The sequence below is a fragment of the Sphingobium fluminis genome (assembly GCF_037723805.1).
Lineage (GTDB): Bacteria > Pseudomonadota > Alphaproteobacteria > Sphingomonadales > Sphingomonadaceae > Sphingobium.
On record NZ_JBBJUK010000001.1, the window covers coordinates 1,063,912 to 1,083,405 of the forward strand.

Annotated in this window: 19 protein-coding genes; 7 read left to right on the forward strand and 12 right to left on the reverse strand. The window is 61.7% G+C overall.

The window, feature by feature from the left end:
- Positions 1-11: 11 nt before the first annotated feature.
- The 6 genes from WG907_RS05560 to WG907_RS05585 all read right to left on the reverse strand — a co-directional run bounded on the left by WG907_RS05560 (position 12) and on the right by WG907_RS05585 (position 6,048).
- Positions 12-2,870 (reverse strand): TonB-dependent receptor plug domain-containing protein, encoded by a 2,859-nt coding sequence (locus WG907_RS05560; RefSeq protein WP_340231656.1) that lies wholly within the window; start codon positions 2,868-2,870, stop codon positions 12-14.
- Positions 2,871-3,045: 175 nt separating this feature from the next.
- A complete protein-coding gene (locus tag WG907_RS05565) occupies positions 3,046-3,816 on the reverse strand; it encodes a metallophosphoesterase (RefSeq protein WP_340231657.1) in 771 nt (256 codons plus the stop codon).
- A 34-nt stretch (positions 3,817-3,850) separates the two neighbouring features.
- Positions 3,851-4,405, reverse strand: a complete 555-nt coding sequence (dcd, locus tag WG907_RS05570) for a dCTP deaminase (protein WP_340231658.1) — start codon at positions 4,403-4,405, stop codon at positions 3,851-3,853.
- Between the two features lie 5 nt (positions 4,406-4,410).
- Entirely contained in the window at positions 4,411-4,872 is a 462-nt protein-coding gene (locus WG907_RS05575) for a cytidine deaminase (protein WP_340231659.1), read from the reverse strand.
- Complete coding sequence (locus tag WG907_RS05580; protein ID WP_340231660.1) at positions 4,869-5,516, reverse strand: GH25 family lysozyme; 648 nt, start codon at positions 5,514-5,516, stop codon at positions 4,869-4,871. The genes WG907_RS05575 and WG907_RS05580 overlap by 4 nt, the downstream gene beginning before the upstream one ends.
- Positions 5,517-5,565: 49 nt before the next feature.
- Positions 5,566-6,048, reverse strand: coding sequence for a UPF0262 family protein (locus WG907_RS05585; RefSeq protein ID WP_340231846.1), 483 nt, complete (start codon positions 6,046-6,048; stop codon positions 5,566-5,568).
- A gap of 123 nt (positions 6,049-6,171) precedes the next feature.
- Here WG907_RS05585 and WG907_RS05590 point away from each other — a divergent pair, with 123 nt between their 5' ends.
- A complete protein-coding gene (locus tag WG907_RS05590; protein ID WP_340231661.1) occupies positions 6,172-7,662 on the forward strand; it encodes a replicative DNA helicase in 1,491 nt (496 codons plus the stop codon).
- 18 nt (positions 7,663-7,680) lie between these two features.
- On the opposite strand, the gene WG907_RS05595 is transcribed toward WG907_RS05590, so the two are convergent.
- From WG907_RS05595 to astD, 6 genes are all read right to left on the reverse strand, one after another.
- The gene (locus WG907_RS05595) at positions 7,681-8,466 is read right to left on the reverse strand and encodes a phosphoadenylyl-sulfate reductase (protein ID WP_340231662.1); all 786 of its coding nucleotides are present in this window, start codon (positions 8,464-8,466) and stop codon (positions 7,681-7,683) included.
- Positions 8,459-8,899 (reverse strand): DUF934 domain-containing protein, encoded by a 441-nt coding sequence (locus tag WG907_RS05600; RefSeq protein WP_340231663.1) that lies wholly within the window; start codon positions 8,897-8,899, stop codon positions 8,459-8,461. The genes WG907_RS05595 and WG907_RS05600 overlap by 8 nt, the downstream gene beginning before the upstream one ends.
- Positions 8,892-10,523, reverse strand: coding sequence for a nitrite/sulfite reductase (locus tag WG907_RS05605; protein ID WP_340231664.1), 1,632 nt, complete (start codon positions 10,521-10,523; stop codon positions 8,892-8,894). The genes WG907_RS05600 and WG907_RS05605 overlap by 8 nt, the downstream gene beginning before the upstream one ends.
- A 1-nt stretch (position 10,524) precedes the next feature.
- Positions 10,525-10,821, reverse strand: a complete 297-nt coding sequence (locus WG907_RS05610) for a DUF2849 domain-containing protein (protein WP_340231665.1) — start codon at positions 10,819-10,821, stop codon at positions 10,525-10,527.
- Positions 10,818-11,606 carry a uroporphyrinogen-III C-methyltransferase gene (gene cobA, locus WG907_RS05615; protein WP_340231666.1) on the reverse strand — a complete coding sequence of 263 codons (789 nt, stop codon included), beginning with the start codon at positions 11,604-11,606 and terminating at the stop codon, positions 10,818-10,820. Before cobA ends, WG907_RS05610 begins: the two co-directional genes overlap by 4 nt.
- A gap of 83 nt (positions 11,607-11,689) precedes the next feature.
- Positions 11,690-13,123, reverse strand: coding sequence for a succinylglutamate-semialdehyde dehydrogenase (gene astD, locus WG907_RS05620; RefSeq protein WP_340231667.1), 1,434 nt, complete (start codon positions 13,121-13,123; stop codon positions 11,690-11,692).
- Positions 13,124-13,262: 139 nt separating this feature from the next.
- Here astD and WG907_RS05625 point away from each other — a divergent pair, with 139 nt between their 5' ends.
- From WG907_RS05625 to fghA, 6 genes are all read left to right on the forward strand, one after another.
- Positions 13,263-14,132 (forward strand): alpha/beta fold hydrolase, encoded by an 870-nt coding sequence (locus WG907_RS05625; RefSeq protein WP_340231668.1) that lies wholly within the window; start codon positions 13,263-13,265, stop codon positions 14,130-14,132.
- Entirely contained in the window at positions 14,125-15,267 is a 1,143-nt protein-coding gene (locus tag WG907_RS05630) for a glycosyltransferase (RefSeq protein ID WP_340231669.1), read from the forward strand. Before WG907_RS05625 ends, WG907_RS05630 begins: the two co-directional genes overlap by 8 nt.
- A 93-nt stretch (positions 15,268-15,360) precedes the next feature.
- Positions 15,361-16,764, forward strand: a complete 1,404-nt coding sequence (locus WG907_RS05635) for an NAD(P)H-dependent flavin oxidoreductase (protein WP_340231670.1) — start codon at positions 15,361-15,363, stop codon at positions 16,762-16,764.
- Positions 16,764-16,976 carry a DUF2093 domain-containing protein gene (locus tag WG907_RS05640; RefSeq protein ID WP_340231671.1) on the forward strand — a complete coding sequence of 71 codons (213 nt, stop codon included), beginning with the start codon at positions 16,764-16,766 and terminating at the stop codon, positions 16,974-16,976. Before WG907_RS05635 ends, WG907_RS05640 begins: the two co-directional genes overlap by 1 nt.
- 400 nt (positions 16,977-17,376) lie before the next feature.
- Complete coding sequence (locus WG907_RS05645; RefSeq protein WP_340231672.1) at positions 17,377-18,486, forward strand: S-(hydroxymethyl)glutathione dehydrogenase/class III alcohol dehydrogenase; 1,110 nt, start codon at positions 17,377-17,379, stop codon at positions 18,484-18,486.
- Entirely contained in the window at positions 18,486-19,322 is an 837-nt protein-coding gene (gene fghA, locus WG907_RS05650; protein WP_340231673.1) for an S-formylglutathione hydrolase, read from the forward strand. Before WG907_RS05645 ends, fghA begins: the two co-directional genes overlap by 1 nt.
- Positions 19,323-19,494: the final 172 nt, after the last annotated feature.

Sequence of the window (19,494 nt, forward strand, 5' to 3'; positions counted from 1 at the left end):
CTCCGTTGTCGTCAGAATTCGAGGTTGAACCGGCCATAGTAAAAGCCGCCACTGATGCCGTAGGGAGCATATTGATTATAAAGACCGCCTGCGAGTTGGTTCACCGGCTTGATCTTGTTGGGATAGGTGTTGAGCAGGTTATTCGCACCGATTGATAGCTTGACGCCCTTGGCCAGTTTATAGCCGACTTCGAGGTCGAGGATGGTCTTTGGCTTAAGCGTTTCGTCGACATAGCCCCGAGAACAGCCGGGAAGGGGGGCGGCGCCACCAACGGGTGCAGGGCAAGCAGTGAAGTTCTCATAATGCCAGACTTCGCCCGCTTGCCGCTGCACGATCTTGCCGAAGCGGGTCGCGCGCAGGTTCAGGTTGAAATCGTCCCATTCCCACAGGACGTTGGCAATGAACTTATTGCGCGGCGTTCCTTCGCTCAGATCGCCGATCTTGGCGCGACCGATAAGGGGAAGCCCGGAGGCGGCCAGCACGGCCGGTACGGGGTCGATATGGGTAAAGACCGTCTTGTTGAAGTTCGCCGAGAGGCTGAACGTCGCGACGCCCATATTGCCGAGAGGAGCACGATAGGTGCTGACGATGTCCAGACCTCGCGTTCGCGTGTCGGCGGCGTTGGAGAAGATGAGGCCACCAGCGATGCCTCTGATCCCAGCCGCCTGCAAGACGTTGAGCACGGTCGTGCCGCTGAGCGTTTCGCTCAGCAGGATGCGATCCTTGATCTTGATCTGGTAAGCGTCGACCGTAATGTTGAGGTTGTGCATCGGCGTCAGCACCAGACCGGCCGAGAAGTTGGTCGATTTTTCCGGTTTTAGTGGAACCGCCCCAAGCGCTCTGGCGGCGGCTCCCTCGACCGGCAGCGCCTGAACGGGCAGCAACTGGCTGACCCCGTCCCGAGTCACCGTGATCGTCGACGATGACGCGTAATGCTGCTGTTGCAGCGTGGGTGCTCTGAAACCGGTGCTGGCGGTGCCACGGATCGCGATGCCCCGTGTGGGCTCGATGCGGATCGATGCCTTGCCGGTATTGGTGGTGCCGAAGTCGGAATAATCCTCATGCCGACCGGCGAGGCCGAATTCCAGGCCCTCGATGATCTTGCCCTCGAGGTTGATATAGGCGCTCCAGTTGTTGCGGCTCCATGTGCCTGATCCAGACGGCAGGAAGCCGGTCACGCCCTGCGAGCCGACGCCCGTTCTCGTCTGGCCGGCCAGCCAGCTTCCAACTGGCGACTTATACCCCCCGTCGATATAGGAAACGGGGTCGCCGGGGGCGATCAGGAATTTGTTTTTCTTATATTCAGCGCCTACCGCGACAGAGAGCGGTTCAGCCAGGCCGAGTTCGATCTCCTTGCTAAGGTCCAGGTTGGTAGTCCACTCGTCGGCCCTGATCTTGCCTAGATAGAAGCGGGTCGGGCTGGTCGTACCCAGAGACGGATTGAGCGAGGTCGTCTGACCATATTTGACCTCATTCTGCGAATAGGTGCTGCTCAGGTCGAAATGGATGCCGCCGCCCACTTCACCGCGCAGCCCACCGGCGAACTGGAAATCTTTGTCGTATACCTGAATGCGCGGAATATAGCCTTCCGGGTAGATTTCGATGATATTGTTGAGGGCCGCCGGATTGCGGTAGGTCAGCCAACCGGCCGCATGACGCTTGGAAAATGTGCCGAAGCTGTAAAGTTCGAGGCTCTCGCCGACCGGCAGCATCGCGTCATAGCCGGCATTGCCGCCGATGACCTGCGGCTGGCCGTATTTGGCGCGAATGCGGTTGGCGTTCACATTGATCGCGTCGGTCGCCAGCCCGGGATAGAAAACGAGCGTGGTGATGGGACTGCTCTTCGTAATCGTATTATCCTGCAACACCCCATCGCCCGACAGGTGGATATAGCCACCGTCAGAGCCGAGCGCGAAACCCTTGTCCACCTGAAAGCGCCCCTGCCAGCCGCCATTGTCGGCGGTGCTTCCCAGCGTCATCGCTGCGCCGCCGGATGTATCGTTTTTCAGGATGACGTTCACGACGCCGGCGATCGCGTCCGAGCCATATTGCGCCGATGCACCGTCGCGCAGCACTTCGATGCGCTGGATGGCGTTGCCGGGAATAAGGTCGAGATCCGGCGGCGACTGGCCATTCTGGGTCGCACCGTTGATGAAGAGCGTAGCGGTGTTGTGGCGACGTTTGCCGTTGACCAGCACCAGCAACTGATCGCCGCCGAGGCCGCGCAGCGACAATGTACGGACGGCCCAGCTCGCGCCGGCGCCATTGTTCGACACGTTGATCGAGGGGACCAGCGTGCCGAGCAGGTCGCGGACGGACTGCTTGCCGCTCGATTCCAGATCCTTGGCGCCCAGCACGTCTATCGGCGCGAGGCTTTCGGCGACTGTGCGGGTGGTCTGACGCGTGCCCGTGACGATGATCGGCGCCGCCATTTCTTCGGCTTCGGCAGCAGGCGCAGGCGACATCGACGTCGCGCTGTTACCGGCGGACGCTTGGGCATATTGCACCGCCGTCGGGCTTCGGCGCGTGGCGCTGCGATTGAAGGGCACGGCGAGCGCGATGACCCCCGCGCCGGCTGCCGATTGTTTGAGCGCAGTGCCGGCAAGCAGGCGATCAAGCGCGCCTTCGGTCGAAAGCCAACCCTGGATGCGGCGGCTGCGGATGGCGGCAACCTCGTCATAGGGAAAGAGAATGCGCACGCCAGATTGGGTCGAAAGCGCGCGTAGGGCGCTGCTGAGCGGTTGAGGCTCGATATCGAAATTGTGACGTTGCGAGAGCGTTATGTCCGACTTCGCGGCTGCGATAAGTTCGGCGGGAGAAAGGAGGCACGCGGCCATCGAGACCCCGGCTAAAGCATGGCGAATACGCATCGATTTTTACCCCTGCTGGACGACATGTTTGCCGTTCTGTCCAATAAAACGAAACGAAATCGCCAATCCTCTATGGCGCTCAGGCGGGGTGGGGATATGGAGCTTTTCTCAACCGGATATGAGATATGGTCAGCGCGCATCTCAACGACACAATGTTGCAGAGCACAATAATCGGTCAGAGTCCGGTGTGCAGGAACCAGCGTCGATTGTGTTCGAGTGCGAGGGCAGTCAGCCGCCCGCTGGCATAGGCCCCGGTGTCGATGCCGATGCGATTTTCACGCACATCGGGCATCTGGGTGATGCTGTGCCCGTGGACGACCATGCGCTCATGCCGGGCAGTGTGGTCGAGAAAAGGCTGCCGAATCCAGAGGAGATCGCCTGTCTCCTGCCTGCTGATTGGTTTTTTGGGGTCGATGCCGGCGTGGACGAACAGATAGTCGCCAATCTCGATCATGGTCTGGAAACCGTCGAGAAAATCGACATCGGCGCGGGGAATATGCGTCAGCATCCAACTGGCGAGGGCGTCATCGTCCATGGCGCTGCTCTCCGATTCGTCGAGGCCATAGCTGGCTAGCGTCTCTATCCCCCCGATGCGACGGAAAAAGCGCGCAGCCTGCACGTCGCCCCGCGCGGCCAGCACGAAGACTTCCTCATGATTGCCTTTGAGAAACCGGACATTGCTTGCCGATTGAGACAGGTTGATCGCGCGGCGCACGACGGTTGCGGAATCAGGTCCGCGATCGACCAGATCACCCATCAGGATGAGGTAGCGGGTCATCGGTGGGCGGGCCGCGTCATCCCGCGCGATCATCGCGAGCAATTCGTCGAGCAGATCAATACGGCCGTGGATGTCGCCGATTGCGTACACCCGAGCATCCCCGACGCTGGGCAAGGCTACTTCCTTCCGAACCCTTTTGAATCCGGAAAAGTTCAGCTTGAAGGGCATGGCGCGTCGCTCATGCCCCCTTGATCGCATGCCGTCAGAGGCGGGGCAATGTCACGCCCTGCTGCCCCATATATTTACCCGCGCGATCAGCATAGCTGACTTCGCAGGGTTCGTTGCCCTGAAGGAACAGAAACTGGCACGCGCCTTCATTGGCGTAGATCTTGGCCGGCAGTGGCGTGGTGTTGGAAAATTCGAGCGTCACATGCCCTTCCCAACCCGGTTCGAGCGGGGTGACGTTCACGATGATCCCGCACCGGGCATAGGTCGATTTGCCAAGGCAGATGACCAGCACGTCGCGCGGCACCCGGAAATATTCGACGGTGCGGGCGAGTGCGAAGCTGTTGGGCGGGATGATGCAGCAACTCGTCTGGCGATCGACGAAACTGTTCGCCGCGAAGTCCTTGGGGTCGACGATCGCGCTGTCGATATTGGTGAAAATCTTGAATTCGTCCGCAACCCGGGCGTCATAGCCATAGGAGGACAAGCCATAGCTAATACAATTCTCGCGGCGCTGGCTCTCGACAAAGGGTTCGATCATCCCGCGGTTCAGCGCCTGCTCGCGAATCCATTTATCGGACATGATAGACATGGGTTTCAGCTCTTCCTGATGGGCGGTATGCCAAGGTCCGACGGACCAAAAGCGTGGGGGAGAAGGGTGGCAAGGTCATGTTCGATTATGGCGCCGCCAACCGCTCCAGCACAATAGATGGCAATGGGGCGACCGGCCATTTGTTCTGCCTCCTGCAATATCTGGCGGCAGCGGCCGCAAGGTGTAACGGTTGCGCTTTCGCTACCGTCCAGCGCGCCGCCGACGACGGCAATGGCCCTCACATCGGCCAGGCGGCCTTGCGTGTTGGCGTTGGCGAGCGCGACCGTCTCTGCACATAATGACAGGCCGTAGCTCGCATTTTCGAAATTGCAGCCGGTCACGATCGAGCCGTCGGTCAGGCGCAGGGCAGCGCCAACCGCAAAGCGGCTATAGGGCGCGTGGGCATGGGCCATCGCGGCGCGCGCTGCTGCCATCAGCAGATCGATGTCGGGGTCGCGGGATGTCATGGCGCAACGACATCCCATCTGACCGGACCCTCGATCCCGTCGACATGGCGCATGTCGGACGCGGTCCACATCACCCATTTGCGGCTGGCATAGTCGGGTGGAAAGAAATTGCCATCAAGCCAGAGCGTGCGGTTGATCCCCGATCCGACATCGTACCGCGCGTCGAATGCCGGCGCGACATTAAGCAGCACCGGCTTTTCCGCATGGGCTTCCACCAGGTTGACCAGCGTGTTCAGTTCCGACAGCACGGTATCGCGCCCGGGCCTGGACGGGCAGGCAGGATCGAAGCTGAGCCGGATCACGGGGGGCAGCGCGGCATTGTCGCGCGGAACGGTCGTGACGAAACGCGTCGCCTGATCGGAGGCGAGGCGACACAGGCTGAAGTCGAGCGCCGCGCCATATCGCATGCCGGCCGAGCGGGCACCGGCCCAGTTGCGCGCAAAAGCGGGGTCGCGCATATCCGCGCCACGGGCCGCGCGGATATAGGCGAAGTCGGCGCCCTGCGCTGCCAGCGTGCCCCAGTCCACCCGGCCGCTGTTCGAATCGACTGACAGCCCCTGGACCGGATAATCGTCTCGCCCCGGCGCCCATGTCCGGGCGAACGACCATAGCGCCAGTGCGAGTGCCGCAAGGACGATCGCCACCAAGACTGCTCGCAGGATTACCTGCCCAATAGTAAGCCGGCCGATAATCCTACCCCTTGATATGCAATACGCAGATCAGCGTGAACAACCGCCGCGCCGTGTCGAAATCGACTTCGATCTTGCCCTCCAGCCGTTCTCGAAGCATTTCGGCCGCTTGATTGTGAACACCGCGCCGGGCCATATCTACCGTCTCGATCTGCTGCGGCGAAGCGTTGCTTATCGCCTGATAATAGCTGTCGCAGATCGCGAAATATTCGCGAACCGGCCGCCGGAATCGACCCAGTCCCAGAATGATCGCTTCCAAAGGGGTGTCATCCTCCCGCTGGATTTCAATCACCAGGCGGCCCTCTTCGACCCGCAAAGTAACCTTGTACGGGCCTGCATAACCGTCGGCGTGCGCGCGCTGGGGCGCGAAATGATTGTCTTCCAGCAGATCGAAAATGGCGATCCGCCGCTCTTGCTCGACGTCCGCACTGCGCCACAGGATCGTTCGCTCGTCGAGCTTGATATCTATGATGCGCGGATCGGCCATGATGAAGGCATTTGTCACTGCGGCGGGAATCCGTGAAAGGCAAGGGGAACTTGTCCACAGATTAGAGCTAGCCGTTGTGCGCTTGCGCCTTGCTTCGCGGACGCGCCGGGTCGATGAGATGGCATGGCCGAACCTGTAAAATTGAATGTTACCGCCGACGCCGGCGGTCCTGAACTCCCTCGCAACGTCGAAGCGGAAGCGGCGCTATTGGGCGCGCTGATGATCGACAACCGAATCGCGGAGGACGTGCAGCTCAAACTGCGCGCCGAACATTTTTTCGAGCCGCTCCATGGACGAATATTCGATGCGGTAATGAAGCTGCTGGAACGCGACATGGTCGCCAACCCTGTCACGCTCAAGCCGCTACTGGACCAGGACCCGGCACTCAAGGAACTGGGCGGAGCGGGCTATCTTGCGCAATTGACGGGCAATGGGGCGGCGCTGATCGGCGCTCGCGACTTCGCTTCCCAGATTTATGATCTCGCTCTGCTGCGACAACTCGTCAATGTGGGCCGGGAACTGGTTGAAAACGCATTGGACACCAGTGAGGATGTCAATCCGCGCGAACAGATCGAAGCAGCGGAGGTCGCGCTATACAAGGTATCGGAAGGCGAAGGCGAGGTCGGATCGGTCAAAAGCTTTTCGACCGCGACGATGATGGCGGTGCAGGTCGCCGAACGCGCGCTCAACAGCGGCGGCCATCTGTCGGGTATCACGACGGGTATCGGCAGCCTTAACGAAAAGATCGGTGGTCTTCACAATTCGGACCTTATGATCCTTGCCGGCCGCCCCGGCATGGGCAAGACGTCGCTTGCGACCAATATCGCTTATAATGCGGCATCACGCTGGCTGCGAGACGAAGCCGACGGCATTCCCCGTGACAAGAATATGGGCGCCAAGACCGCTTTCTTCAGCCTGGAAATGTCCGCGGACCAACTCGCGACGCGCGTGCTGGCCGAACAATCCGGCATCAGCGGCGAGGCGCTGCGCATGGGCAAGATCAGCCGCGCCGATTTCCAGAACCTTTCGAGGGCAGCGCGCGAGCTTCAGGAACTGCCGCTTTTTATCGATGACACGCCGGGCCTGACTATTGCGGCGCTGAGAACGCGCGCCCGAAGGCTGAAACGGCGGCACGAGATCGGTCTCGTCATCGTCGACTATCTTCAGCTATTGCAGGGAACGGGCAGGGGCGACGGAAACCGGGTGCAAGAAATCTCAGAAATTTCCCGCGGCCTCAAAACGCTGGCGAAGGAACTGAACTGCCCGGTTCTGGCATTGTCGCAGCTGAGCCGTGCGGTCGAGCAGCGTGAGGACAAGCGGCCTCAGCTATCCGATTTGCGCGAGTCCGGATCGATCGAACAGGACGCGGACATGGTGTGGTTCGTGTTCCGCGAGGATTATTATGTAGCGGCCAAGGAGCCGGGAAACAAGGAAAGCCCCGAACATCTCGAATGGGCGGCTGAGATGGAACGAATCTACGGCCTGGCCGAATTGATCATCGCCAAGCAGCGTCATGGCTCAACCGGCCGTATCCGGATGAAATTCGATGCGCGTATCACGCGCTTTTCGGATCTTGCCGGCGACAGTTATGGCGCGATGGAAGATTATGAATGATCGGCTGACCAGAGAGCTTTAGAATACCGGCTGGTTGGCCGGATCCTCCGGATCGACGGCAGGGATCGGTGAGAGAGGCGAGTGAATGCCACATTCCACCTTGTCCCAGCCCCGCCAGCGGCCCGCGCGCGGGTCCTCACCCGGCTGCACCCTTGACGTGCAGGGCTCGCAGCCGATCGACAGATAGCCCTGCTCCTCCAGCGGATGACGCGGCAGATCATTGGCTTCGAACCAGCTTTCCAGTTCGTCCTTGGTCCAGTCGCCCAGCGGGTTGATCTTGAGCCTGCCGTCCTCGATTTCGAAGCGGGGCAGGTTCTGCCGGGTCGCCGACTGGAACGCCTTGCGGCCGGAAATCCAGGCGTCGAGGCCATGCTTGGCCCGCTTCATCGGCAGAACCTTGCGGATCTCGCAACAGCCATCGGGATCGTAGGACCAGCGCAGGCCGGTCTCATCCCGTTGCGCCAGAACGGCGAGGTCGGGGTGCACGATCCTGCTATCGGTAAAGCCCAGCCGCTCGATGAGCAGGTCGCGATAGGTCAGCGTCTCAGCGAACATCTTCATCGTATCGACGAAGATCACCGGCACGTTCCTGTCGGCCTTTGCGACCAGATCGAGCAATACCGCGCTCTCGGTCCCGAAGGAGGAAACGACCGCGACATGGCCGGCAAGCCCCTCGGCGAAAACGGTCTTGAGCATGGTAAGCGAATCGACGCCCTCAAAGCGGGCGTTGAGCGCGTCGGCATCATGTTGCGTAAAAGCGGGTCGCGCGTCGATGACGTCGATCTTGCGAACGGGCTCAGCCATCTTCTGTCTCCGGGTGCCGCTTCGCCCACACAGGGCTGCGGCCATCGATCGTCTTTTGGTAGACTTGCGGGTAGCGATTGAGCGCCCGATCAACCGCGGCATCGTCCAGCGCCTTGTCGGGATGGAAGCTGTCGAAGCCGCACCGTCGCATGGCGACAAGCTGGTCGACCAGCACATCGCCCACCGCGCGCAATTCGCCCTGATAGCCCGCTTCACGCAGGATGCGGGCGGCGGAATAGCCGCGACCATCGCCATAGACCGGGAAATTCACCTCGACCATCGCGATGCGGTCGAGATGGGGCAGCAATTCGCGCGCGTCGTCGCTAGGCTCGATGCGGACGGCGGTCGCATTGGATTGGCCAGTGAAGGATTCGACCGTCACTGCCGGTTCCTGAGCGGCCTCGCCGTCGCGGAAAGAGAGAAACTCAACCATAAATGGCTTCCTTGAATGGCTTCATGCCGATGCGGCGATAGGTATCGACAAAGCGTTCGCCTTCCGTCCGCTGCGCCAGATAGATGTCGGTGACCTTTTCGATGGCGTCGACCACGCCGTCTTCCGAGAAGCCGGGCCCGGTGATCTGAGCCAGCGCCGCATCCTCCGCACCCGACCCACCGAGAAGTAGCTGGAAATTCTCAACGCCGCGCCGGTCGACGCCTAAAATGCCGATATGGCCGGCATGATGATGGCCGCAGGCATTGATGCAGCCCGAAATTTTTAGCTTCAATTCGCCCAGTTCGGCCTGCCGCTGCGCATTGGCGAAGCGCTTGGCGATCTTTTGCGCCAGTGGGATCGAGCGCGCATTGGCAAGCGCACAATAATCCAAGCCAGGGCAGGCGATGATGTCGGTGATGAGGTCGAGATTGGCCTCGGCCAGACCGACCTCGTCCAGCTTCTGCCAGATCGTGTATAGATCGGCCTTGCGAACATGGGGCAACACCAGATTTTGCGCATGGGTCACGCGCAACTCGTCGAACGAATAGCGCTCGGCAAGGTCGGCGATCAGTTCGATCTGGTCGGCCGATGCATCGCCCGGAATGCCGTCCACGGGCTTGAGGCTGATATTGACGATCGCGTAGCCTGGCTGCTTGTGCGCCGCGACCTGGCGGTCGACCCACAGCGCAAAGCCGGGGTCCGATCGGTCAATGGCGTCGCTAGCGTCCGCTTCATAGGCCGGATTAGCGAAACAGGCGCGGATTCGGGCCAGTTCCTCGCGCGGCGGGTTGAGGCCAAGCGCCTTCATATGCGCGAACTCTTCCTCGACCTGCCGGCGATATTCGTCAGCACCCAGTTCGTGGACCAGGATCTTGATTCTGGCCTTATATTTATTGTCACGACGGCCATAGCGATTATAGACGCGCAGGCAGGCTTCGAGATAAGAGATAATCTCATCTTCGCTCACAAAGTCACTGATTTTAGGCGCAATCATGGGGGTCCGACCCATGCCGCCACCGGCAAAGACCTTCGCCCCGATCTGGCCGTCGCGTTCCACCAGCTCCAGCCCGATATCATGCAGGCGCATGGCCGCGCGGTCTTCTTCGCTGGCGATCACGCAGATTTTGAACTTGCGCGGCAGATAGGTGAATTCGGGATGGAAGGACGACCATTGGCGCAGCAACTCGGCCCAGGGGCGCGGGTCCGTCAGTTCGTCAGCCGAGACGCCGGCATATTGATCCGACGAGATGTTGCGGATGCAGTTGCCGCTGGTCTGGATGGCGTGCATCTCGACTGTCGCCAACTCGGCGAGGATATCGGGCGCGTCGGCCAGCTTGATCCAGTTCAACTGAAGATTCTGACGCGTCGTAAAATGACCGTAGCCCCGGTCATATTTGCGCGCGACATGGCCCAGCATCCGCATCTGCTTGCCCGACAATGTGCCATAGGGAATGGCGATGCGCAGCATATAGGCGTGGAGCTGTAGATACAGGCCGTTCATCAGGCGCAGCGGCTTGAACTGGTCCTCGGTTAGCGCGCCGGAAAGGCGGCGCTGGGTTTGGTCGCGAAATTCCTCGACGCGGGCGTCGACGAGAGACTGGTCATAGCTGTCATAGCGGTACATGTCAGATTACCCACTTGCCGATGTCGGCCTCGGCCGGTTGAGCGATAAGATCGGACCGGACGGTCGGTCCCAAGGCACGGATGCGATCCTTGATATGAGCGGGGCGCACGCCATCGTCGGTCAGGCTTGCGTCGATCACATGAGCCCCCACCACGCGCAGCGCGGCTTCTTCGGTGCGGGCGAGTTCGTCGCCCTTGTCGCCGACATCGGCGGAATCATTGACCTGGCGCGACCAGCCATCGCCAGCCCACCAGATGACATCGCCGGTGCCAAGATCATTGCCCGTGAGGATCTTCACAAAATTATCTCCGCCCCATTTTCCGCGCCGGCGGACCATCCCGCCAGCACATCGAGCGCCAGCGCATAAGCCGCCACTTCCCCGACTACAATCAGGGCGGGGCTTTTTACCTGCTCACGCACCATCAAGTGGCCCAGGTCGGCGAGCAGCGACCGCAACGTCCGCATGTCGGTGCGCGTACCGTTTTCCAGCACTGCGATCGGTGTGGCTGGGGACACCCCGTCGGCGATCAGTTTGTCCGCAATGTCAGCGGCGGTCGCGACCCCCATATAGATGACGAGCGTTCGACCCTTGCCCGCGAGCCCCGACCAGTCCTGATCGGCCAGCCCTTTGCACTGTCCTGCCACGAAGCTGACGGCGCTGGAGGCGTCGCGATGGGTGAGCGGCAGTTGCGCCTGCGCCGCGCTGCCGATCGCCGCGCTGATGCCGGGCACGACCTCGACCGGGACGCCCGCAGCCCGGCAGGCTTCCAGTTCCTCGCCACCACGGCCGAAGATGAACGGATCGCCGCCTTTGAGGCGAACGACCGAGCGGCCCGACTGCGCCAGCCGGACGAGTAGGGCGTTGATCTGATCTTGGGGAAGCGAGTGGCGATCGCGTTGCTTGGCGACCGAAATTCGTTCGGCGCCTGGATCGGCAAGCGCCAATATCTCATCCGACACCAGCCCGTCATGGACGATTACCGCCGCCTCGCCGATCAGGCGTGCGGCCCGCACCGTGAGCAGATCGGGGTCGCCCGGCCCTGCGCCCACCAGGTGGACGGTTGCATATTCAGTCTGTGCCATATTACGCACATGGCCATGGCGGCGGACCAGATCAATTCAAAATGCTTTGGCAGGCGCATAGGAAAAATTGGTCGTTCAGCCGCTCAGTCGCCCATAGCGCTCGTATCGATGTCTTTCAGCCCGACGCCGATCGAGGCGCGCGGCTGTTCTATTTCGGCGGAAACCACGGGGTAGGCGCAATAGTCGGCGGCATAATAGGCGCTTGGCCGATGATTGCCCGATATGCCGACGCCGCCGAAAGGGGCCGAAGATGAGGCGCCGTTGGTCGGCCGGTTCCAGTTGATGATGCCCGCGCGGATATTGGACCAGAACTGGTTATAATGATCGGGCGATCCGCCGATCAGTGCGGCGGACAGACCATAGCGACTGTTATTGGCCTCCGCGATCGCGGCGGGGAAATCGGGCACGCGAATAACCTGAAGCAGTGGCCCGAACAGCTCGACATCCGGCCGTTCCTCCATCGCGGTCACGTCGATGATCGCCGGCGTCAGGAACGGGCGGTCCTTGACCGGGCGAACCATATGTTTGATCGGCCGCCCGCCGTGGCTCATCAGATATAGGAAGCTTTCCGTAAGGCCGTCCGCCGCCTCATTGTCGATGACCGGTCCCATATAGGGCGTTGGATCGGCATGGGGATGATCGATGATCAGGCGGTCGGCGATCTTCTTGACTTCGGCGATCACCACGTCGGCAAGACTGTCGCGCACGATCAGGCGGCTGGCGGCGGTGCAGCGCTGGCCGCTGCTCATAAAGGCGGACTGAACGACGAGCGCCGCAGCATTGGCGATTTCCGGCGTATCCCACACGATGACGGGATTATTGCCGCCCATTTCAAGCGCCAGGATTTTGCCGGGTTGAGCCGCAAATTGACGATTGATCGCAATGCCGGTCTGGGCCGACCCAGTGAACAATATGCCGTTGACGTCGGGGTGAGCGGCAAGCGCCTTGCCTTCCTCTGCCCCGCCGAGCAGCAGGCGGATCGCGTCGGTCGGCACCCCCGCTTCATGATAGAAGCGCACCAGCATTTCGCCAACGGCGGGCGTTTTTTCCGACGGCTTGAACACGATCGCGTTTCCGGCAAGCAGCGCCGGCACGATATGGCCATTGGGCAGATGGGCCGGGAAATTATAGGGGCCGAGCACCGCCATGACGCCATGGGGTTTGTGCCGCAGCGACTGGCGCGCGCCCATCGCCGCGTCCAGCCGCTTCTGGCCGGTACGCTCGGAATAAGCAGTGACGGAAATGTCGACCTTGGCCATGACCGATGCGACTTCGCCGCGCGCGTCCCATAGCGGCTTGCCGGTTTCGCGCGCGATCAGGTCGACCAGGGAGTCCTCATGCGCGCGTATGACATTGACGAAGCGACGCAGGGTCTCGATCCGGACGGCGATCGGCTGGGCGGCCCAGCGCGGCCATCCGGCGCGGGCGCGAGCCACCTCCTCGGCCACGTCGCCCGAACTTCCCTCCCATAGCAATGCTCCAGTGGCAGGCTCGGTTGAATTCAGCGTTGCGGACATGGTCTGGCTATGGCTCAAAAAAAGGGGAGGCGAAAGGGGCGAGCTGCGCAGCGCAGCTTTGTGTAACAAGGGTTATTTGGCAGCTTGCGAGGGCGCGCGCATCCGGCGATATGGTGGTGCAACGGGTGAAGGATCAAGCGTGAGCGCCTATAGCGACGGATTTTGGTGGTCCCCGGACGGCCTGCGGCTCCATTATCGCGATTATTCGGGCGGCGTGGACGGCCGCCCGGCCTTGCTCTGCCTGCCGGGCCTCACCCGCAATGCGCGCGATTTCGAGCCGCTGGCGAAGCGGCTTGCGGGCGAGTGGCGGCTGATCTGCCCCGACCTTCGGGGGCGGGGCGAAAGCGCACAGGCCAAGGACCCGATGAGCTATGTCCCGCTCACCTATCTTCAGGATATCAGCCGGCTGCTTGCCGATCTGGCGATAACGCGTTTCGTTGTTGTCGGCACGTCGCTCGGCGGCCTTATCGCCATGCTGATCGCGGCGACGCAGCGCGAATGGCTCGCGGGCGTGGTGCTCAACGATGTCGGGCCCACGCTGGAGGACAAGGGGCTGGCGCGGATTCGCGGCTATGTCGGCAATGGCGGCTCGCATCCAAGCTGGGTTCACGCTGCCCGCGCGCTCGAGGAAATGAACCGCGATGTCTATCCCGACTATGGGCTGGAGCAATGGCTCGCCATGGCCAAGCGCCTCTGTCGGCTGAACAAGGCCGGACGGATCGTGCCGGATTACGACATGCGGATCGCCGAACCGTTGCGCATGGCGGGCGGCGAGGCGGCGGTCGATATGTGGCCGGTCATGGCCGCATTTCGCGCCATTCCGACGATGATCCTGCGCGGAGAGCGGTCTGACATATTAAGCGCCGCCACTGCTGAGCGGATGCTGGTGGACATCGGGCCGGGGGCCGAGCTTGTCACGGTCGCCAATGTCGGTCACGCCCCGCTGCTGGACGAGCCGGACGCCGTCGCCGGCGTCGACCGTTTGCTGGCGCGCGTCCTGAATGGCTGACGCCAGCGCCCGGCGACCGCGTCTGCTTCACGTTCACAGCAGTTTTTCGCTGGGGGGCAAGGAAGCGCGCGCCGTCAGGCTGATGAATATCTGGGGCGACCGGGCCGAACATGCGATCATCAGCGCCGTGCCCGATGCGATGGGCGCGCGCGCCGCGATCGATCCGGGGACGCCTGTCCATTTCCCTCAGGCGCCCCTGCTCGCCGGGCGGCCGGGGATGGGGCGCTTTCGCGCGCTCGCCCGCTTCATGGCCGATTATAATCTGGTCCTGAGCTATAATTGGGGGGCAATGGATGCGGTCATGGCGCATCGCCTGTTCGCCCCCTTTATGAGGCTTCCGCCGCTGATCCATCATGAGGACGGGTTCAATGCGGATGAAGCGCGGTCGCTCAAGCCGCAACGCAATCTGTATCGCCGAATCGCGCTCCAGCGCGCGCAAGCGCTCGTTGTGCCGTCGGTGCGGCTGGAAACCATTGCGCGTCGGGAGTGGCGGCAGCCTGCTGACAAGGTGTATCTCATCCGCAACGGTATTGACGTCGCGCGCTATGCCGATCCGCCCGCGCCGAACGCCATCCCCATGTTGCGCCGCACCCCTGGCAAGCTGCTGGTCGGGACGCTCGCTGGACTTCGACCGGTCAAGAATCTGGTTCGGCTGGTCCGCGCGGTGGCCCCGCATCGCGATCGGGTGCAACTGGTGATCGTGGGGGAGGGGCCGGAGCGGGAAGCCATCGTGGCGGAGGCCGCGGCCTGCGGGCTTGACGATCTCTGCATGGCCGGATTCATGGCCGAGCCGTGGCGCTTCGTCGGCCTGTTCGATATTTTTGCGCTTTCTTCCGACAGTGAGCAGTTCCCGATCTCGCTGGTCGAGGCCATGGCTGCCGGCGTCCCGGTCGCTTCGATGGATGTGGGCGACGTCGCCACGATGGTCGCGCCTGAAAACGGGCGCTTCATCATGCCGGACGAGGCCGGTTTATCGAGCGCCATCGCGACGTTGGCGAGTGACGCCAGCCTGCGCGCGGCGCTGGGAGCGGCCAATCGCGCACGCGCTACGCGGGACTTTGCGGAAACTGCAATGGTCGAAGCCTATGCGCGCCTTTATGGTGAGGCACTGGCCATGCCCCGGATTTTGTTTTAAAGGCGCCGCGAAAATTCGTCATTCGAGGGCATATCTGCTACAGGCGGTCCTTCAAACAGTTTGGGAAGCCACGGCTTTTCGCAGGAGATTTCTGTGTTCAAGGGGTTGAAGCCCATCATCTATGGCGGCCGCGAAGTCTGGCCGCTCGTAGAAGGCGGCAAGGGCGTGGCCGTTTCCAACCATGCAAGCTCCGGCGCGTGGGCGGCCGCCGGCGGCATCGGCACCATTTCGGCGGTGAATGCGGACAGCTATGACAGTTTCGGCAATGTGATTCCGCAAATCTATCAAGGCCGCACGCGGCGCGACCGGCATGAAGAACTGGTCGCCTACGCCATCGACGGCGCGGTCGAGCAGGTGAAGCGCGCCTTCGAGATTGCGGGCGGCAGAGGGGCGATCAACATCAATGTGCTGTGGGAAATGGGCGGCGCGCAGCGCGTCCTGCACGGCGTCCTGGAAAAGACCAAGGGCATGGTTTCGGGCGTCACTTGTGGCGCGGGCATGCCTTATAAGCTGAGCGAGATCGCCGCTTCCTATGGCGTCAGCTATCTGCCCATCGTCAGTTCGGGCCGCGCCTTTCGGGCCTTGTGGAAGCGCGCCTATTCCAAGGCATCGGAATGGCTGGCGGCGGTCGTCTATGAAGACCCCTGGCTTGCCGGCGGGCATAACGGACTGTCGAATGCGGAAGATCCTCGCGTGCCGCAAGACCCCTATCCCAGGGTCAAGGCGCTGCGCGACACGATGCGCGAAGGCGGCATTTCCGACGAGGTTCCGATCGTCATGGCGGGTGGCGTGTGGGCGCTCAAGGACTGGAACGACTGGATCGACAATCCCGAACTGGGGGCAATCGCCTTTCAGTTCGGCACCCGGCCGCTATTGACGCAGGAGAGCCCTATTCCCCAGGGCTGGAAGGACCGGCTGACCCGGTTGGAGCCGGGCGACGTGCTGCTGCACCGATTCTCGCCGACCGGCTTTTACAGCTCGGCGGTTCGCAATCCCTTCCTGCGCAGTCTCGAAGCGCGGTCGGAACGGCAGATTCCGTTCAGCACCGAACAGGCGGGCGACCATACCCATCAGCTTGATGTCGGGGTGAAGGGCAAGAATTTCTGGGTCACGCGCGGCGACCTGCTGCGCGCCCGTGAGTGGGTGGGGCAAGGCTTCACCGCCGCGCTCAAGACGCCTGACAATACGCTGGTCTTCGTTGGTGAAGAGGAAAAAAGCGTGATCCGCAAGGATCAGACCGACTGTATGGGCTGTCTTAGCCAATGCGCTTTTTCGAGTTGGATGGATAGCGAGACCAATTCGACCGGTCGTCTTGCCGATCCGCGCAGCTTCTGCATCCAGAAGGCGTTGCAGGAGGCTGTGCATGGTGGTTCGCTGGATGACAATCTGCTGTTCGCGGGCCACGGTGCCTATAAGTTCAAACAGGATCCTTTTTATTCCAATGGGTTCGTGCCGACTGTGAAGCAGTTGGTCGACCGCATCCTGACCGGCGACTGATGGCGGACATTCCGGGGCTGGCGGTGCTGCATTATGACACGCCGCATTTCGATATCGTGCATCCGGGTCAGTTCGTCCTGTGCGCGGTTTCGGGCGCGCGGGTCGATCTGGACGATCTTAAATATTGGAGTGCCGAGTTCCAGGAAGCCTATCGCGGGCCGCAGGAGGCCACCAGGTCGTTCCTGACGCATCGGGGGCTCGTCAGTGGCTGAGATCGCCATGACAAGGCGCTAGCACCCGCGCGGGCGTCCCGATGCCTTCGCCCCGTGCCGAGCGGGACCTGCCACGATTTATAGTTTATTCTTAAAAAAAACTGGTGTAGCATCCCTTGAAAGCGGCACAGATCGCTCCCATCGGAAGGATGTTACTGATGTCTCGCGTCGACTTGTTTGGTGATCGCATTTGTATCGTATCCAGCCTGCTGATCATGGGCTGGTTCCTGTACAACGCTATTCTCTGATTTTGATACGTCCCATGCGGCGGTCGAACCGATCACTGCCTCACGCGATTTGGCGCACCCTTCATAACGGTTTGGCGCTTTACCGAAGCTCTGCTTGACGAGCGGATTTCGAAAACTTACCGCGGCTCTTCATTGTGAAGGAATGCCCGCCCGTGAAGACCCGCGCCGCTGTAGCCTTCGAAGCAAAAAAGCCCCTCGAAATCGTTGAACTGGATCTGGAAGGTCCCCGCGCCGGCGAAGTGCTGGTCGAGATCATGGCCACCGGCATCTGCCATACCGATGCGTACACCCTCGACGGATTTGATAGTGAGGGCATTTTCCCGTCGATTCTGGGCCATGAAGGCGCGGGCATCGTCCGCGAGATCGGGCTCGGCGTCACATCCGTAAAACCGGGCGATCATGTCATCCCGCTGTACACGCCCGAGTGCCGACAGTGCAAAAGCTGCCTGTCGGGCAAGACGAACCTGTGCACGGCAATTCGCACTACGCAGGGGCAGGGGCTGATGCCCGATGGCACGTCGCGGTTCAGCTATAAGGGCCAGACCGTCTTTCACTACATGGGCTGTTCGACCTTTTCCAACTTAACGGTGCTGCCTGAAATCGCGGTGGCGAAGATCCGCGACGACGCCCCGTTCGACAAGAGCTGTTATATCGGCTGCGGTGTGACCACCGGCGTTGGCGCGGTGGTCAAGACGGCGAAGGTGACGCCCGGCAGCAACGTGGTCGTATTCGGCCTTGGCGGCATCGGCCTGAACGTGCTTCAGGGTGCGCGAATGGTCGGCGCCGACAAGATCATCGGCGTCGACATCAACCCGACGCGCGAAGAATGGGGGCGCCGTTTCGGTATGACCCATTTCGTTAACCCGCACGCGATCGAAGGCGATATCGTGCAGCATCTGGTCGCACTGACCGACGGCGGCGCGGACTATAGTTTCGATTGCACCGGCAATACGACCGTCATGCGCCAGGCGCTGGAAGCCTGCCATCGTGGCTGGGGCGTTTCGACGGTGATCGGTGTGGCGGAGGCGGGCAAGGAGATCAGCACCCGCCCGTTCCAGCTCGTGACCGGCCGGGTCTGGCAGGGCAGCGCCTTTGGTGGCGCAAAAGGCCGCACGGATGTACCCAAGATCGTCGACTGGTACATGAACGGGAAGATCGAGATCGACCCGATGATCACTCATGTTCTGAGCCTGGACGAGATCAACAAGGGCTTCGACCTGATGCATGCCGGGGAGAGTATTCGCAGCGTCGTGGTGTTTTGATGGAAACGATTTCCGAGAATCGTGCCTTTGGCGGCGTGCAGGGCGTGTACCGCCATGCGTCGGTGCAGACCGGCACCGAAATGACTTTTTCCGCATTCGTTCCGCCCCACGCGGACGGAGCGAAACTGCCGGTGGTCTGGTATCTGTCTGGCCTCACCTGCACCCACGCGAACGTCACCGAAAAGGGCGAGTTTCGCGCTGCCTGCGCCGAACTTGGTCTGATCTTCGTCGCGCCCGATACGTCGCCGCGTGGACAAGGCGTACCCGACGATCCAGAGGGAAGCTGGGATTTCGGGCTGGGCGCAGGCTTTTATGTCGACGCCACGCAGCCACCCTATGCGCGTAATTACCGCATGTGGTCCTATATCGGCGAAGAACTGCCCGCGATGATCGCGAGCGCGTTCCCGGCGGATATGGACCGCCAGTCGATCATGGGGCACAGCATGGGCGGTCATGGTGCGCTGACGATGGGGTTGCGGTTCCCGGAGCGCTTCCGCGCCGTTTCTGCCTTCGCTCCGATCGTCGCACCTGGGCAGGTTCCATGGGGTGAAAAGGCATTCTCCGGCTATCTTGGCGATGATCGCGCGACGTGGCGGGCGCATGACGCCGTGGCCCTGATCGAGGACGGTGCTTATATTCCCGCCTTGCTGGTGGATCAGGGGGATGCCGACCCGTTTCTACGGCGGGAGTTGCGGCCCGAATTGCTCCGCGCAGCCTGCGATGGAGCCGGCATCGCGCTGACTCTCAATCTGCGCGAAGGCTATGATCACAGCTATTATTTCATCGCGACATTCATGGCCGACCATCTGCACTGGCACGCGGCGAGGCTGCTCTAGACTATAGCCCGCATAAATGCCGGCCAAGCAAAGCTATCTTTAAAACTCAATCATATCGGTAGATATGGTCGCGAGCTTCACGCTCCGCGGCTTTTGAAGGATGTCAGCTTGCTCCGCGTCACCAACGGCTAAAGCGCACGGTGCCGAAGCGACCACGCAAGGTTTCGTGTTC

Bases quoted from the DNA above. Each gene is read 5' to 3' on its own strand.
- WG907_RS05560 (WP_340231656.1), bottom strand. From the start codon at position 2,870: ATGCGTATTCGCCATGCTTTAGCCGGGGTCTCGATGGCCGCGTGCCTC.
- WG907_RS05565 (WP_340231657.1), bottom strand. From the start codon at position 3,816: ATGCCCTTCAAGCTGAACTTTTCCGGATTCAAAAGGGTTCGGAAGGAA.
- dcd (WP_340231658.1), bottom strand. From the start codon at position 4,405: ATGTCTATCATGTCCGATAAATGGATTCGCGAGCAGGCGCTGAACCGC.
- WG907_RS05575 (WP_340231659.1), bottom strand. From the start codon at position 4,872: ATGACATCCCGCGACCCCGACATCGATCTGCTGATGGCAGCAGCGCGC.
- WG907_RS05585 (WP_340231846.1), bottom strand. From the start codon at position 6,048: ATGGCCGATCCGCGCATCATAGATATCAAGCTCGACGAGCGAACGATC.
- WG907_RS05590 (WP_340231661.1), top strand. From the start codon at position 6,172: ATGGCCGAACCTGTAAAATTGAATGTTACCGCCGACGCCGGCGGTCCT.
- WG907_RS05595 (WP_340231662.1), bottom strand. From the start codon at position 8,466: ATGGCTGAGCCCGTTCGCAAGATCGACGTCATCGACGCGCGACCCGCT.
- WG907_RS05600 (WP_340231663.1), bottom strand. From the start codon at position 8,899: ATGGTTGAGTTTCTCTCTTTCCGCGACGGCGAGGCCGCTCAGGAACCG.
- WG907_RS05605 (WP_340231664.1), bottom strand. From the start codon at position 10,523: ATGTACCGCTATGACAGCTATGACCAGTCTCTCGTCGACGCCCGCGTC.
- cobA (WP_340231666.1), bottom strand. From the start codon at position 11,606: ATGGCACAGACTGAATATGCAACCGTCCACCTGGTGGGCGCAGGGCCG.
- astD (WP_340231667.1), bottom strand. From the start codon at position 13,123: ATGTCCGCAACGCTGAATTCAACCGAGCCTGCCACTGGAGCATTGCTA.
- WG907_RS05630 (WP_340231669.1), top strand. From the start codon at position 14,125: ATGGCTGACGCCAGCGCCCGGCGACCGCGTCTGCTTCACGTTCACAGC.
- WG907_RS05640 (WP_340231671.1), top strand. From the start codon at position 16,764: ATGGCGGACATTCCGGGGCTGGCGGTGCTGCATTATGACACGCCGCAT.
- fghA (WP_340231673.1), top strand. From the start codon at position 18,486: ATGGAAACGATTTCCGAGAATCGTGCCTTTGGCGGCGTGCAGGGCGTG.